This is a genomic window from Rothia nasimurium (assembly GCF_928391935.1).
GTDB classification, from domain to species: Bacteria; Actinomycetota; Actinomycetes; order Actinomycetales; family Micrococcaceae; genus Rothia; species Rothia nasimurium_D.
The window spans coordinates 25834-37752 of record NZ_CAKMTD010000007.1 but is presented as its reverse complement, the minus strand read 5'-3'; the positions used below and the strand labels follow the sequence as shown (position 1 = coordinate 37752).

Sequence of the window (11919 nt, the reverse complement as noted above, 5' to 3'; positions counted from 1 at the left end):
AGGAACCCCGCATGACAACTGTTTATTCTGCCTCTAGGAACACTGCCGTACCGGGGGCCTATCCCTCTGAGAGCTGGCTTAGCCCTGCGGACGCTGTGCCCGTTGAGCCTGAAGACAAGGGCTTTCCCGTATCTGAGGGGGCCGCCCGGCTGATTGTTAAAAAGGCCAGGCAGCAATTCTTCGATCTTCCTGCCCAGGCGGTTACCCCTGCTACCTTGCCGGGGCAAGACCCAGCTGACCTGGGGCTACTGGTGGCTGAAGCTGCACAGGGCCTGGCTGATCCTGCGAGCGATCCAGGGCATCACGCGAAACTCTTGGACTCGTGTGCAGAGGCTGAAAGCATCTTGCGGGCCGAGCTGACCGGGCTGGGCAGGCTTGAATCTTTGCTGGCAACCCCGGGGCTCACCGATATTTTTGTCAACGGCCCCCAGGACGTGTGGTTTGAAGCCCAAGGACGGTTGCGGGCGGCCCCGGTGCAGTTCGAGTCAGAGGCTGAGGTCAGGGCCTTGGCGACCCGGCTGATTGTAGCGGCCGGTGGGCGGCTGGACGACTCCCATCCTGCCTGTGACGTGCAGATTCAGGGCCTGTCGGGAGGGGGTTCTGCCCGTGTCCACGCGATGCTGCCTCCCTTGAGCCAGGCCGGGACCCTCCTGTCCATTCGGGTGCAGCCGCAACGACGTCCTTCCCTCTCAGACCTTGCCCAGGGCGGCATGATGGGGCGGGACCTGGAACAGTTTTTGAGGTACCTGGTGCGGTGGCGGGCTAATTTTGCCGTCAGCGGTGGCACGGGCACGGGTAAGACTACCCTTCTGGGGGCTATGCTGTCTGAAGCTCAGGTTGAAGACCGTCTGGTCGTGGTGGAAGATACCCCTGAACTTCACCTCAATCATTCGCATGTGGTGGGGGTGCAGTCTCGGCAGGCTAACGCTGAAGGGCAGGGGGCAGTTGGGCTTGATGAGTTGATCCGGCAGGCCCTGCGGATGCGGCCCACCCGGCTGGTAGTTGGGGAGTGCCGTGGTGCTGAGGTGATGGATATGTTCACAGCCATGAATACCGGCCACTCAGGGAGCGGAACTACCGTACACGCCAATTCAGCTGAGGCCGTTCCAGCCCGTCTAGCTGCCCTGGGGGCCCTGGCCGGGGTAGCTCCTTCAGCTGTTGCCCTTCAGGCGGCAACGGCACTTGACTACATCATTCACCTGGAGCGATCTGCTTCTGATGGGCGCCGGCAGGTTGCTGGGGTCTACCGGCTGGTGGGCCAGGAACAGGGGCTTGATACCAGGCCGGTGTGTACCGTTGAGCAGCGCCGTCAGGGAACCTACCTGATGTGGCATCCGGGGAGCGAGGACGTGCGATCTGCAGCCTGCTTGGGCGGCCCGGCAGCCGGGACTGGCCAGGGGGAGGAGGGGCGTGATGCGTGAAGACCGGCTCCTCAGATTTTTTGCACCTGTACCGGCTTCCCTGGAAGAGCAGGAGCTGTGGCCGGACGCTATCTGGAGGCTTTCTGCCCTGTTAAGAGCCGGGGCGACCCCCGCCTTTGCCTGCAGGACGGTGGCTGATGATGTGACGAAGAAAAAGCGGCTTGTGGAGGACGAGCAGGCCAGGCTACCTGCATTGGAGCGGGCCGTGCGGAGACGGCAGAATGCTGCCTACCTGCTGGCCCTCACTGAGGCAGCTGACCTTCTCCAGGCGGCAGCTGCGGCTGCTGAACTGGGCCGTCCTATCAGCCCTGTTATTGAGGCCCAGGGGGCGTCCTGCACCCGAGAATCTGTGAGGGCTGTAGCAGCCCAGGTCGCTGCCTGCTGGTTGGTGGCGGAGCAGGCGGGGGCCGCCGTCGCCGACGTCTTTGAGCGGCTGGCCCGGTTCCTTGAAACCGAAATTGACCTGCGCCAACAGAGGGAGACAGCCCTGAGCGGGCCCAGGGCAACCGGCCGGATTTTGTCCTGGTTACCCCTGCTGGGCCTTGCCCTGGGAATCGTGATGGGAACAGACCCCATCGGCGTCCTCTTCGGTTCGGTTGCCGGTGCTCTTGTGGGGGTGATGGGCCTAGGCTTGGCCGTGGTAGGTAGCCGCTGGACGGCCTCCCTGATCGCCCGAGCAGAAAGGGGAACCCTGTGACCTGGCTCCTGCTACTCAGCATCGGGTGTCTTGCTGGGGCGCTAGTTCTGGCTGTGATACACCGCAGGCATCAGAAGAACCCCCAGGCCACCGAGGGAATCCAGCCTGGGCCACCAGAAGGTTGTTTGCCGGAGGGAGAGGCTTTACCCGGCGCCCTCTACCTGGATGTGACCGCAACCCTTCTGGCTGCCGGGCAGTCTGTGCCCGCCACCCTTCGTCTGCTTGGAGAACTAGACGGGGGCCGCCACCGCCCCTATCTGGGTGCAGTGGTTACCAAACTACTAGCTGGGGCACGGTGGGAGCAGGCCTGGGGGCAGGACGTCCCCGCTGAACTTGCCGGGGTCCAGGACGCCCTCGGCCTCACCCTGGCTACCGGGGCACCAGGAGCCCAACTGGTGCGGGTCCTGGCAGAGCGGCACCGTCGGCACCGGCAAAGGGCCTACGAAAAGTCTGCGGCCGCCCTGGCCGTCAAGCTGGTGGTGCCGCTAGGTATTTGCTCCCTCCCAGCCTTTATCTGTCTTGGCGTGATACCGGTACTCATAGCCCTCCTACCAACCCTCTTCTAGGTGCAAGGCCGCCCGTCATAGAAGGTGCAGGTTCACCCTTTTTGCCTACCCGAAGCTAAATAATTCGGTGTTGCTACTAGCCAAAGTAGGGTGTGGGGCAGTGAAGGCTTATCCACAGCCCGCCCTTTCTCTTGTACCCCACTAGCACCCACAGGCAGGCTAGAAGTACCCCCGCTAGGGGCGAGCATTCCTTTTCTCTACCTATTCCATAACACCCCCTTCCCTTACCCACCACCTAGCGGGGAACCACCCCTGCTGGTTACAACCAGCACCCACTACCACTTGAGAAAGGTCTACCATGACACATCTACACCAGAAAGCATCCGCTCCCCTTGACGAGCACTACAAGCAGGGTGAAAAAGCTGGTCTGCCCGCCCACCTAGACGACCATCTTCCTGCTGATCTGGCTGACCCCGAAGCCGGGGCAACGACCGCCGAGTACGGCATCGTCATGCTGGCTGCCGTTGGCTTCGCCGGTCTGCTGGTGATGATTCTCAAATCTGAAGAGGTCCGGCAGATGCTACTGGGCATTGTTCAGACGGCCCTGAGTACAGGTTCCTAAGAAAGGTGAAACTCATGGTAAGGCGGCAGCTACCCCCGTCTGGGGTCTCTCACCCACAGCAGGGTGACAGGGGCTCGGCTACCGCAGAATTTGCAGTGACCCTGCCCGGAGTAGTTTTCATACTGGCCCTGGTATTGGGAGCTGCCGCCACCGGAGTGACGCAACTACGACTAGAAGAAGGAGCCAGACTCGGAGCCAGGGCCGCAGCCCGTGGGGACGACCCCGCTATCGTGACAAGAATCGTAGCGGAGATCGAACCACAAGCAACCGTGCAGATCCACGAGGACGGGCCCTACACCTGGGTCAGCGTCAGCAGGGAAGCCCCCGGCCTGATCGGCGATATCAGCGGCTGGACACTCACAGCCGATGCCCAGGCCCTCACCGAACACGGGGGAGGAAGACCGTGACACTGACACCACCGCACACAACAGGGCACAACAGCCCCACCCCACCAGCCGACGACTGCGACCGGGGCAGCACCACCGTGACATCTGTGGGAACTGTGTGTTCCCTGCTTGTCCTAGGGCTCACCTGCATAGGTCTCGTCGGCGTTGTTGACGCTAACCACCGGGCTGCCACAGCAGCTGACCTTGCCGCCCTCGCCGCAGCCGATGCAGCCCGCGGGCTCACTCCGGGACAACCCTGCGACCTGGCCGCCGAGGTAAGCCAGGCCAACGGGGCAGAACTAGCTGGGTGCGGACGTCCTGCCCAGAGCACTGGCACAGTAGATGTGAGGGTCACCGTGCCTATCCCCGGCCCCTTCAGCTTCCTCGGACCAGCCCAGGGAAAATCCAGGGCAGGCCCACCAGCCACCACCCCGTAAGGGCCAAACCTTGCCCACCTCCCTAGAAAGGATCCCCCGAGTCCGCTAAACCAGTAAGGGCTTCAACCGCAGAAACCTGCTGACCGGCAGCGTGGGGCAGGGCAAGACCAGCCTCACCCTGCACCTGCCCCAAGGGCTCCAGGAGCGACCTGCGCTCGCTCTCGGTCAGGTCCCCAGCCTCAACAAGCAGGGTCGCAAGAAGCCGGGCCGCCCCAGCCTTATGCAGGGGCTCATTGCGGTTACCACACTTGGGCGACTGCACACAGGAGGGGCAGCCCAGCTCACACTCACAGGCCAAAATAGTGTCGAGAGTAGCGCGTAGCCAGGAGCTCACCCGCTCGAAACCACGCTCTGCAAAACCAGCCCCACCGGGGTGCCCGTCATAGACAAAAATAGTGGGCTGCTCAGTATCCACGTGAAAGGCCGTAGAGAGGCCACCAATATCCCACCGGTCGCAGGTAGCCACCAGGGGCAGTAGGCCAATTGCGGCATGTTCAGCTGCGTGCAGGGCCCCGGGAATATCCCGTTCATGAATCCCCGCTGCGTGCAGAAGAGGGGACGGCATCGCCCACCACACCGCCCGAGTCTGCAGTTCCTGGGGAGGCAGGTCCAAGGGCTCATCCCCCAGCACCTGCTGGCCAATCAGAGACTTCCGCTGGTAGCCCACCACCTGGGAACGCACCCGCACCCGCCCAAAGTTCAGGCTCACCTGCCCCTGCTGAAGAGTCTCATCAGCCCCCAGCACCGTCACCTCGGTAATATCCCGGGACTGGGTATAGTAGTCAGGCTCAACCCGGCTGACAGCAATCACCCGGTTGTCTTCGTCCAAATCCTCAACCACATAGGTGAGACCCTGATGGGTATAGATAGCGCCAGGGTGCCCCTGGGAGTGGGCATGGCCGTCGTCCATCGTGCCAATAACCGAGCCCGTCTCAGCCTCAATAATCTGCAGGGGAGAGCCACCCCCGCGCAGATTGACAAGGTCAGCAGCAGACTCCGGGTGGGTCCAGAACCAGCCGGTTGCCCGCTGCCGCAGGTAGCCCTGGGCCACAAGTTTCTCCAACAAGAATTCCGTGGTCCTCCCAAAAACCATCAGCTCCTCCCGGCGCAGGGGAACCTCAGCTGCAGCCGCACACAGGTGCGGGCTCAACACGTAGGGGTTTTCAGGATCAAAAACAGTCTTCTCAATCCCGGCATCAAAAATATCTTCCGGATGGTGAACAAGGTAGGTATCCAACGGATCCTCACTCGCTATCATCACAGCCAAAGCATCCTGACCCGCGCGGCCAGCCCGCCCAATCTGCTGGTAGAAGGACGCCCGCGTCCCCGGCCACCCAGCTACCAACACCGCGTCCAAACCCGCAATATCAATACCCAGCTCTAGAGCATTGGTTGACGCCACACCCAAGATCTCCCCTCGTCGCAGGGCCTGTTCCAGGGCCCGCCGCTCCTCAGGCAGATAGCCAGCACGGTAGGCCGCAATCCGGCTAGACAAGCCAGCCTCAACCTCATCCAGGTAGCGCCCAGCGGTCTGGGCCAGGGCCTCAGCACCCCGGCGGGATTTAATAAAAGCAATCGTGCGGGTCCGCCCTACCACCAGGTCAGCCATCATCTCAGCGGCCTGGGTAATAACAGACTTTCGCACGGGTGCCCCATTCTCACCAGCACCCGACCCCTGGGCCCCCTTCCGGGCAACTCCGTTGGCATACACCGAGAGCCTGTCCTTCACCTCCGCAAGATCAGTAAACTCCGGCTCCCACAACATCACATGCGTCGAGCCCCGAGGCGCCGTCGACTCCGTCACCGCAGTAACCGCCTCCACCCGCGACCCAATCAACCGAGCAAAGGAAGCGGCAGGCTCAGCACTCGTCGCAGAAGCCCCCACAAACACCGGGGTCGCCCCGTAGTAGCGGCACACCCGCCGCAAACGCCGAATCAAGAGGGACACATGGGCACCAAACACCCCCCGATACCCGTGAGCCTCATCAATAATCACGTACTTGAGCTTCCGCAAAAAGGCCGCCCACCGGGCATGATTCGGAAGAACCGCATGATGCAGCATATCGGGGTTCGCCAACACAAAATTAGCCCGTTCCCGAATGAACCGGCGATCAGCCACCGGCGTATCCCCGTCATAGGTTTCAGCTACCACACCCGGCAGATTCAAGGACCGCAGGGAGGCCAGCTGGTCAGCAGCCAAAGCCTTGGTGGGGGAAAGATACAGGGCCGTTGCCCGGCCCGAATCAAAACCAGCCCCCTGGGCCTCAAACTCTCCCCGGTATATAGCGTCCAGGGCAGGTAGCTGGTAGGCCAGAGACTTGCCCGAGGCGGTACCCGTCGCCAAAATAACATGCCGATTCCCCGGGGATTCCTGGGCAGCGGTAGCGGCCTGCACCTGATGGAGGTAGGGTTCGTCGACCCCCAGGTTTTGGTAGGCCTCAACGACTCGCGGGTGTACCCAGCCGGGCCACGGAACGGTGACGGCCTCCCTGGCCGGTAGGGTTCGCACGTGGGTTACCTGCTCCGGTAAGGACGGCAGGCCCAGCTGTTCCAGCACCAGGTCAAGTTCACCGGGATGCGGCTGGCGGGAGTGAGGAATCGACGATTGGGTAGGCACCCGTTCATTATCCCACCTCGAAATAATTGAAAAATACTGTGACCTATCTAATAGGAGTGGGATAATGGTCTCATGAGTATTCCAATGAACATCCAGGGCCAGAAACCGCAGGAAGAGGAGCAGGCAATCACCGTCCTCACCGATGAGCAGGTGTGGGAGCTCATTGAGGGCACCCGCTTTGCCCGGCTGGGCACCGTCGATGAGGACGGCTATGTGCACATCACCCCGCTCAACATCGTCACCGATGGTGTGCGGATTTTCTTCCGCACCGCCGCCGGCAGCAAGCTTACCCAGCTGATCCTCAACGATAAGGTGACCCTGCAGTTCGACCGCGCCGAAGGGCACCAGGCCTACTCCGTCAATGTTTTCGCAACAGCCCGCGTCCTGACCGACACCCGCGATATCGACTACGTCAACACCTTGAACCTCGCCCCCTGGCTCAACACCGAAAAACTTGAGTTCGTTGAACTGACCCCCACCCGGCTGACGGGCCGCCGCTTCAAGCTGGGCTAGGGCCCGGACGTCCCCTCCGCCAGAAAAGGGGGAGGGGAGTAGAATGGGGGCGTGGCTCAAGAACGAATTATCCTGTATTACTGCTTCGCCCCCGTTACCGACCCCAAGGCCGTCATGCTCTGGCAGCGGGCCCTATGCGAGAAACTCGGTCTAACCGGGCGCATCCTGATTTCCAAGCACGGTATTAACGGCACCCTGGGCGGCGACATCAACGCCCTCAAACAGTACGGCAAGACCACCCGCCAGTACCCCGGCTTCGAGAAGCTGGAACTTAAGTGGTCTGACGGTGGCGCCGCTGACTTCCCCCGCCTGTCCGTCAAGGCCCGCGACGAAATCGTCGCCTTCGGCACCCCCGACGAGCTGGTGGTTGACGAAAACGGCGTCGTCGGTGGCGGTATCCACCTCAAGCCCGAAGAAGTGAACAAGCTGGTAGAAGAACGGGGCGACGAGGTGGTCTTCTTCGACGGCCGCAACGCCTTTGAAGCCAAAATCGGTAAGTTCAAGAACGCCATTGTGCCCGATGTTCGCACCACCCACGACTTCATTAAAGAAATCGAATCCGGCAAGTACGACGACCTCAAAGACAAGCCCGTTGTCACCTACTGCACCGGTGGTATTCGTTGCGAAATCCTGTCAGCCCTCATGAAGAACCGCGGCTTCAAGGAGATTTACCAGATCGACGGCGGTATCGTACGCTACGGCGAAAAGTTCGGGGACTCCGGCCTCTGGGAGGGCTCCCTCTACGTCTTCGACAAGCGTCAGCACATGAACTTCTCCCCCGATACCGTCACTATTGGCGAGTGTGAGCACTGCGGGGCCAAAGCCAACCACTTTGTGAACCTGGACGTCGACGGCGTCCGCGACCTCGTCCTGCTCTGCCCCGACTGCGAGGCGAAGGCCCTAGCCGAGCTGGAAGCAGCCACCGCCTAGTATGTCCAGCCAGAAAACCTTCGAGACAGCCCTGATTGAATACGGCAGCTTCATGGTCGCTGGCCTCACCGCCCCCGCCACAGAAACCAGCGACTTCGGCTCCTGGTGGGAGGACCTCTACGCCCAGCTTAATGAAGGGCAGCTAGCTGCAACCGAAAAACTGCAGAAGGTCGGGGTTCTCATGCCGGACGCCGACGATACCGGCTTTACCTACACGGCGGGTTTTATTGTCCCCGGCGGTATTCAGGCTGTTGCGGCTCTGGGGCTGACCGGGGTGATTGTGCCTGGGTCCATGTATGCCACCGTCCTGGTTGAGGGCCCGATCTTGCCGGGGCAGCCGCCCCTGCACCTGAAGGAGGGCTTTGACCACCTGGCCTCCTCCTTTATCCCCGCCAAGGGGCTAGAGCCCACCGGGGTCTGCCTGGAGGTGTACGGGCCGGGGGATATCACCGCCCCCAACTACAGAATGTACGCCTGGCAGGGGGTTACCGGTAACCCGGCCCACCCGCTGGCTTAGAAAAAGGCAGAAAATAAAAGAAAATACCTCCCGCCGTGCGAAGGGCGGGAGGTATTTTATTTTTTCAAGACTTTGCGGTGTGCGAACCTTGAATGATTACTGTGTGCCGGTAATGAAAAAGTTCTTATTCGCCCTTGGCCTCAGCCAGTTCGGCTTCGAGCTTTGCGACGATTTCAGCGATGAAGTCGGGGCCACCGTTAGCGGCCTTTTCCTTCCAATCGGCGATGGACTTTTCCAGTTCAGCAATTTTTTCTGAGTTAGCCATAGAAGCAACTTTACCCAGTCCCCAGCAAAAAATCACCTTGATTAGTATTTAACTTTTTCCCAGGGTTCTACATTTCCCGGGACCACAGTAAATATTGGGTGAGCTGGAGGGGCGATTGACGTGGTGAGATGGTTTTCAAACCAGGCCGGATCGCGGGTTTGAACTTTGTGGCGCAGGAAGGAAAACTCGTAGTCGATTTGGCCGGACGTAACGGGTATCCGCCCCGTCGTATTCTGACGTGGGAGTACAAGTAGGCTTCGGTTGAAGGAATAGCCGCGCCGGTCGGCTTCATCTGCAAGGCCGTGGAGGTAATCACAGATAGCGTGGAGGGGGTCGTCGCAGGCCTTGAAGCGATCAAGTTGGGGGTGCCGGGTATAGCCCGTGGTGAGTCCCTGCAGGACTTTTTGTGCCAGTAGGGTTTCGCGCCAGCAGGCCACCAGCCCCTTGGAGTCGAGCAGGGAGGGGTGCAGGGACCAGATCCGCATGTCTAGCCTTCGGTGCGGCGGGCGATAGCGTCCTCCAGGCGCTCCAGCTTGCCAGTGAGTTCACCAGAATCATAGCCGGGCCGGATATCAGCTTTCAGGACGAGGGACACCCGGCTCCCGTACTTGCCCACAGCTTCGGTGGCTGCCTTGATGACGGCCATGCATTCGTCCCAATCACCTTCGATGGTGGTGAACATGGCGTCGGTCCTGTGGGGAAGGCCGGAGTTACGGACAATCTGGACGGCTTCAGCGACGGCGTCGTGTACTGACCCGCTGGGGTCGCCGCCGCCAGTGGGGGCTACAGAGAAAGCAAACAACATACCTCTACCGTAACCCGTTCCCCTGGCTAACGATAGACTAGGGGCGTGATGACTACTGATTTTTCTTCTGTTCCCGGAGCCCCTGCCAGTTCTGATCTCACTGCCCTCGCGCACCTACATTCTGCCCTGATCGGGGTTAATTACACCTATGACGGTATTGAGGACCTCCTGGGTGCCCGTGCCTTTGAGGCTATGACCCGCGACCAGATTGTGCCCGGTCTTTACAGGATCCGTCAGGTCCTGGGGGAAGAAAAAACCCATGAGTCGTTTACCGCCCAGCAGCGGCAACTGGCCCAGGTGGTGCGTTTCTTCTTGTTTGGTCAAGAGGTGGGGCAGGACGAGCTGGGTGCAGCTCTGGGCACTGAGGTAGCTGGCTTGCTGGTTGAGTTGGGTGTGGCTGAGCCTGCTGGGACTGGGGGGTTCCTCCAGGCGGCTGTGGACCTGCGTCCGCACGCAGCTGATGATGGGACCGAGCTCCTGGTGGCGAGTGACCTGGGGGCCCACCAGCGTCCCGGTGTCCTGAGAAAAGACCACGTGCTGGGTATTGGTCATGCCTCCTTGACCCTGGCCCAGCTGACCGAACGTACCCCCGTCGACCGGGCCCTTGATCTCGGCACCGGCTGCGGGATCCAGGTCTTCCACCTGCTGGCCCACGCCCGCCACGTCACCGCCACAGACATTTCTGAGCGGGCCCTGGCCTTCACCCGCTTCAACCTGGTCCTCAACGCCCCTGCCCTGGGGCTAGACCCGGCTAACCTAGAAGAGCGCGTCAGCCTGCGCCTGGGCTCCCTGCTGGAGCCTGTGGCCGGGGAAACCTTCGACCTGGTGGTCTCCAACCCACCCTTCGTCATCACCCCGCGTAGCGACCACGAAACCCCCGAAGACCAGTACACCTACCGGGACGGCGGTATGGCCGGGGACGGCATTGTTTCAACCCTGGTGGCCCAGCTCCCCTCTGTGCTGGCCCCCGGCGGCCGGGCCCAGATGCTGGGCAACTGGGAAATCCCCGTGGACGGGCAGGACGGCCCCGCCGACTGGGCAGACCGCCCCCGCGCCTGGGTGGGGGAGCAGACCGAAGCCTGGTTCATCCAGCGGGAGGTCCTTGAACCGGAACAGTACGCCGAAACCTGGCTGCGCGACGCCAGCGAAAACCGCGACCCAGCCCACTACGAGGCAGCCTACACCGCCTACCTGCGCGACTTCGCCGCCCGAGGGGTGGGCTCCATCGGCTTCGGCATGATCTGGCTCCGGGCTCCTGAGGGCAGCCAGGCAGGTGAGCGTCTGCACCGCTTTGAAGAAATCACCTACCCGATCCAGCAACCCATCGCCCCCTTTATTACCGAGGCGGTTGCCCGGTGGGACACCACCACAGCCCTGACCGACGATGAGCTTTTAGAAGCCCACCTCATCGTCGCCGGGGACGTGACCGAAGAACGTCACTCAACTCCCGGGTCTGAGCACCCCTCCGTCATCCTGCTGCGGGCAGGGGCCGGCCTGCGCCGCACTATCTTAGAAACCACCGAAACCTCCGGCTTCGTGTCAGCTTGCGACGGGGACCTATCCGCCGGGCAAATTGTTGGGGCACTTGCTGCCCTCTTGGGCTGGGAGGACGACCAGCCCCGCCGGGTATTAATAAGTAATATCAGGGAGCTCCTTGAGAAGGGTTTCCTCGTCATTGACCAATAAGGCTAGACTGACAGCATGAAATCAACCCCCGTCACTGTGCTCAGCGAAGAACGCTGCTGGGAACTTCTCGAAGCCCATAAGGTCGGCCGCCTGGCCCTTTCGGCCGGTGGTGAAGTAGATATTTACCCCGTTAACTTCTGTGTTCACGAGAAGAACATCTATTTCCGCACCGGATCTGGCCAAAAACTGACCGAAGTGGTGATTAGCCGCAAGGCCGCCTTCGAAATTGATGAGGTGCGGGACGGGGTGGCCCGGTCTGTGGTGATTCATGGCCAGGCTAACTGGCTGACCAGTGAAGCTGACATTGAAGCTGTTGAAGCCCTGGGCTTCAAGACCTGGGTACCCACCTACAAAACGAGCTGGGTGCAGGTCGTTCCCGAACGTATCAGCGGCCGAGAATTTGAGTTGGGTGAAGACCCGGTTGATGAGCTCTAGGGTTATCCACACCGCCTGATTCAAGAAGGTCACACTTGGGTAAGTAGGCATGAAGAGCGGTATGTCCGCTATTGTTGTGCAT

At 61.3% G+C, this 11919-nt stretch carries 15 protein-coding genes; 11 read left to right on the top strand and 4 right to left on the bottom strand.

The window, feature by feature from the left end:
• The first annotated feature begins 11 nt into the window (after nucleotides 1-11).
• The 6 genes from L7A15_RS08115 to L7A15_RS08090 all read left to right on the top strand — a co-directional run bounded on the left by L7A15_RS08115 (nucleotide 12) and on the right by L7A15_RS08090 (nucleotide 4069).
• Nucleotides 12-1421, top strand: a complete 1410-nt coding sequence (locus L7A15_RS08115; protein ID WP_237208738.1) for a TadA family conjugal transfer-associated ATPase — start codon at nucleotides 12-14, stop codon at nucleotides 1419-1421.
• A complete protein-coding gene (locus L7A15_RS08110; protein WP_237208739.1) occupies nucleotides 1414-2118 on the top strand; it encodes a type II secretion system F family protein in 705 nt (234 codons plus the stop codon). Before L7A15_RS08115 ends, L7A15_RS08110 begins: the two co-directional genes overlap by 8 nt.
• Complete coding sequence (locus tag L7A15_RS08105; RefSeq protein WP_237208740.1) at nucleotides 2115-2684, top strand: type II secretion system F family protein; 570 nt, start codon at nucleotides 2115-2117, stop codon at nucleotides 2682-2684. Before L7A15_RS08110 ends, L7A15_RS08105 begins: the two co-directional genes overlap by 4 nt.
• 298 nt (nucleotides 2685-2982) lie before the next feature.
• Complete coding sequence (locus L7A15_RS08100; protein WP_237189456.1) at nucleotides 2983-3246, top strand: DUF4244 domain-containing protein; 264 nt, start codon at nucleotides 2983-2985, stop codon at nucleotides 3244-3246.
• A 95-nt stretch (nucleotides 3247-3341) separates the two neighbouring features.
• Nucleotides 3342-3653 carry a TadE family type IV pilus minor pilin gene (locus L7A15_RS08095; RefSeq protein WP_237212397.1) on the top strand — a complete coding sequence of 104 codons (312 nt, stop codon included), beginning with the start codon at nucleotides 3342-3344 and terminating at the stop codon, nucleotides 3651-3653.
• Nucleotides 3650-4069, top strand: a complete 420-nt coding sequence (locus L7A15_RS08090) for an Rv3654c family TadE-like protein (RefSeq protein WP_237189458.1) — start codon at nucleotides 3650-3652, stop codon at nucleotides 4067-4069. Before L7A15_RS08095 ends, L7A15_RS08090 begins: the two co-directional genes overlap by 4 nt.
• A 22-nt stretch (nucleotides 4070-4091) precedes the next feature.
• On the opposite strand, the gene L7A15_RS08085 is transcribed toward L7A15_RS08090, so the two are convergent.
• Nucleotides 4092-6686: a DEAD/DEAH box helicase gene (locus L7A15_RS08085; RefSeq protein ID WP_423816861.1), complete on the bottom strand. Its 2595-nt coding sequence runs from the start codon at nucleotides 6684-6686 to the stop codon at nucleotides 4092-4094.
• Between the two features lie 72 nt (nucleotides 6687-6758).
• Between L7A15_RS08085 and L7A15_RS08080 the strand changes: the two genes are divergently transcribed.
• From L7A15_RS08080 to L7A15_RS08070, 3 genes are read left to right on the top strand one after another with little or no spacing between them, the layout of a single operon-like run.
• On the top strand, nucleotides 6759-7199 hold the full coding sequence (locus tag L7A15_RS08080) for a pyridoxamine 5'-phosphate oxidase family protein (protein ID WP_237200148.1): 441 nt from the start codon (nucleotides 6759-6761) through the stop codon (nucleotides 7197-7199).
• 51 nt (nucleotides 7200-7250) lie between these two features.
• The gene (locus L7A15_RS08075; protein WP_237200149.1) at nucleotides 7251-8129 is read left to right on the top strand and encodes a rhodanese-related sulfurtransferase; all 879 of its coding nucleotides are present in this window, start codon (nucleotides 7251-7253) and stop codon (nucleotides 8127-8129) included.
• Nucleotide 8130: 1 nt separating this feature from the next.
• A complete protein-coding gene (locus L7A15_RS08070) occupies nucleotides 8131-8646 on the top strand; it encodes a GyrI-like domain-containing protein (RefSeq protein ID WP_237208742.1) in 516 nt (171 codons plus the stop codon).
• A 124-nt stretch (nucleotides 8647-8770) separates the two neighbouring features.
• Here L7A15_RS08070 and L7A15_RS08065 read toward each other — a convergent pair whose 3' ends face one another.
• From L7A15_RS08065 to L7A15_RS08055, 3 genes are read right to left on the bottom strand one after another with little or no spacing between them, the layout of a single operon-like run.
• Nucleotides 8771-8911, bottom strand: a complete 141-nt coding sequence (locus tag L7A15_RS08065) for a hypothetical protein (RefSeq protein WP_237189460.1) — start codon at nucleotides 8909-8911, stop codon at nucleotides 8771-8773.
• 41 nt (nucleotides 8912-8952) lie between these two features.
• Entirely contained in the window at nucleotides 8953-9396 is a 444-nt protein-coding gene (locus L7A15_RS08060) for a pyrimidine dimer DNA glycosylase/endonuclease V (protein WP_237200151.1), read from the bottom strand.
• Between the two features lie 2 nt (nucleotides 9397-9398).
• Nucleotides 9399-9716 (bottom strand): thiamine-binding protein, encoded by a 318-nt coding sequence (locus tag L7A15_RS08055; RefSeq protein WP_237189462.1) that lies wholly within the window; start codon nucleotides 9714-9716, stop codon nucleotides 9399-9401.
• A 48-nt stretch (nucleotides 9717-9764) separates the two neighbouring features.
• Here L7A15_RS08055 and L7A15_RS08050 point away from each other — a divergent pair, with 48 nt between their 5' ends.
• Together L7A15_RS08050 and L7A15_RS08045 are read left to right on the top strand one after the other, a co-directional pair.
• Nucleotides 9765-11402: a DUF7059 domain-containing protein gene (locus L7A15_RS08050; protein WP_237208743.1), complete on the top strand. Its 1638-nt coding sequence runs from the start codon at nucleotides 9765-9767 to the stop codon at nucleotides 11400-11402.
• A gap of 15 nt (nucleotides 11403-11417) precedes the next feature.
• Nucleotides 11418-11837, top strand: coding sequence for a pyridoxamine 5'-phosphate oxidase family protein (locus L7A15_RS08045; RefSeq protein ID WP_237208744.1), 420 nt, complete (start codon nucleotides 11418-11420; stop codon nucleotides 11835-11837).
• Nucleotides 11838-11919 lie beyond the last annotated feature (82 nt).

What these genes read in the sequence shown, in the direction of transcription:
- L7A15_RS08110 (WP_237208739.1), top strand. Translation starts at nt 1,414, where the DNA reads ATGCGTGAAGACCGGCTCCTCAGATTTTTTGCACCTGTACCGGCTTCC.
- L7A15_RS08055 (WP_237189462.1), bottom strand. Translation starts at nt 9,716, where the DNA reads ATGTTGTTTGCTTTCTCTGTAGCCCCCACTGGCGGCGGCGACCCCAGC.
- L7A15_RS08050 (WP_237208743.1), top strand. Translation starts at nt 9,765, where the DNA reads ATGACTACTGATTTTTCTTCTGTTCCCGGAGCCCCTGCCAGTTCTGAT.
- L7A15_RS08080 (WP_237200148.1), top strand. Translation starts at nt 6,759, where the DNA reads ATGAGTATTCCAATGAACATCCAGGGCCAGAAACCGCAGGAAGAGGAG.
- L7A15_RS08045 (WP_237208744.1), top strand. Translation starts at nt 11,418, where the DNA reads ATGAAATCAACCCCCGTCACTGTGCTCAGCGAAGAACGCTGCTGGGAA.
- L7A15_RS08060 (WP_237200151.1), bottom strand. Translation starts at nt 9,396, where the DNA reads ATGCGGATCTGGTCCCTGCACCCCTCCCTGCTCGACTCCAAGGGGCTG.
- L7A15_RS08100 (WP_237189456.1), top strand. Translation starts at nt 2,983, where the DNA reads ATGACACATCTACACCAGAAAGCATCCGCTCCCCTTGACGAGCACTAC.
- L7A15_RS08070 (WP_237208742.1), top strand. Translation starts at nt 8,131, where the DNA reads ATGTCCAGCCAGAAAACCTTCGAGACAGCCCTGATTGAATACGGCAGC.
- L7A15_RS08065 (WP_237189460.1), bottom strand. Translation starts at nt 8,911, where the DNA reads ATGGCTAACTCAGAAAAAATTGCTGAACTGGAAAAGTCCATCGCCGAT.
- L7A15_RS08115 (WP_237208738.1), top strand. Translation starts at nt 12, where the DNA reads ATGACAACTGTTTATTCTGCCTCTAGGAACACTGCCGTACCGGGGGCC.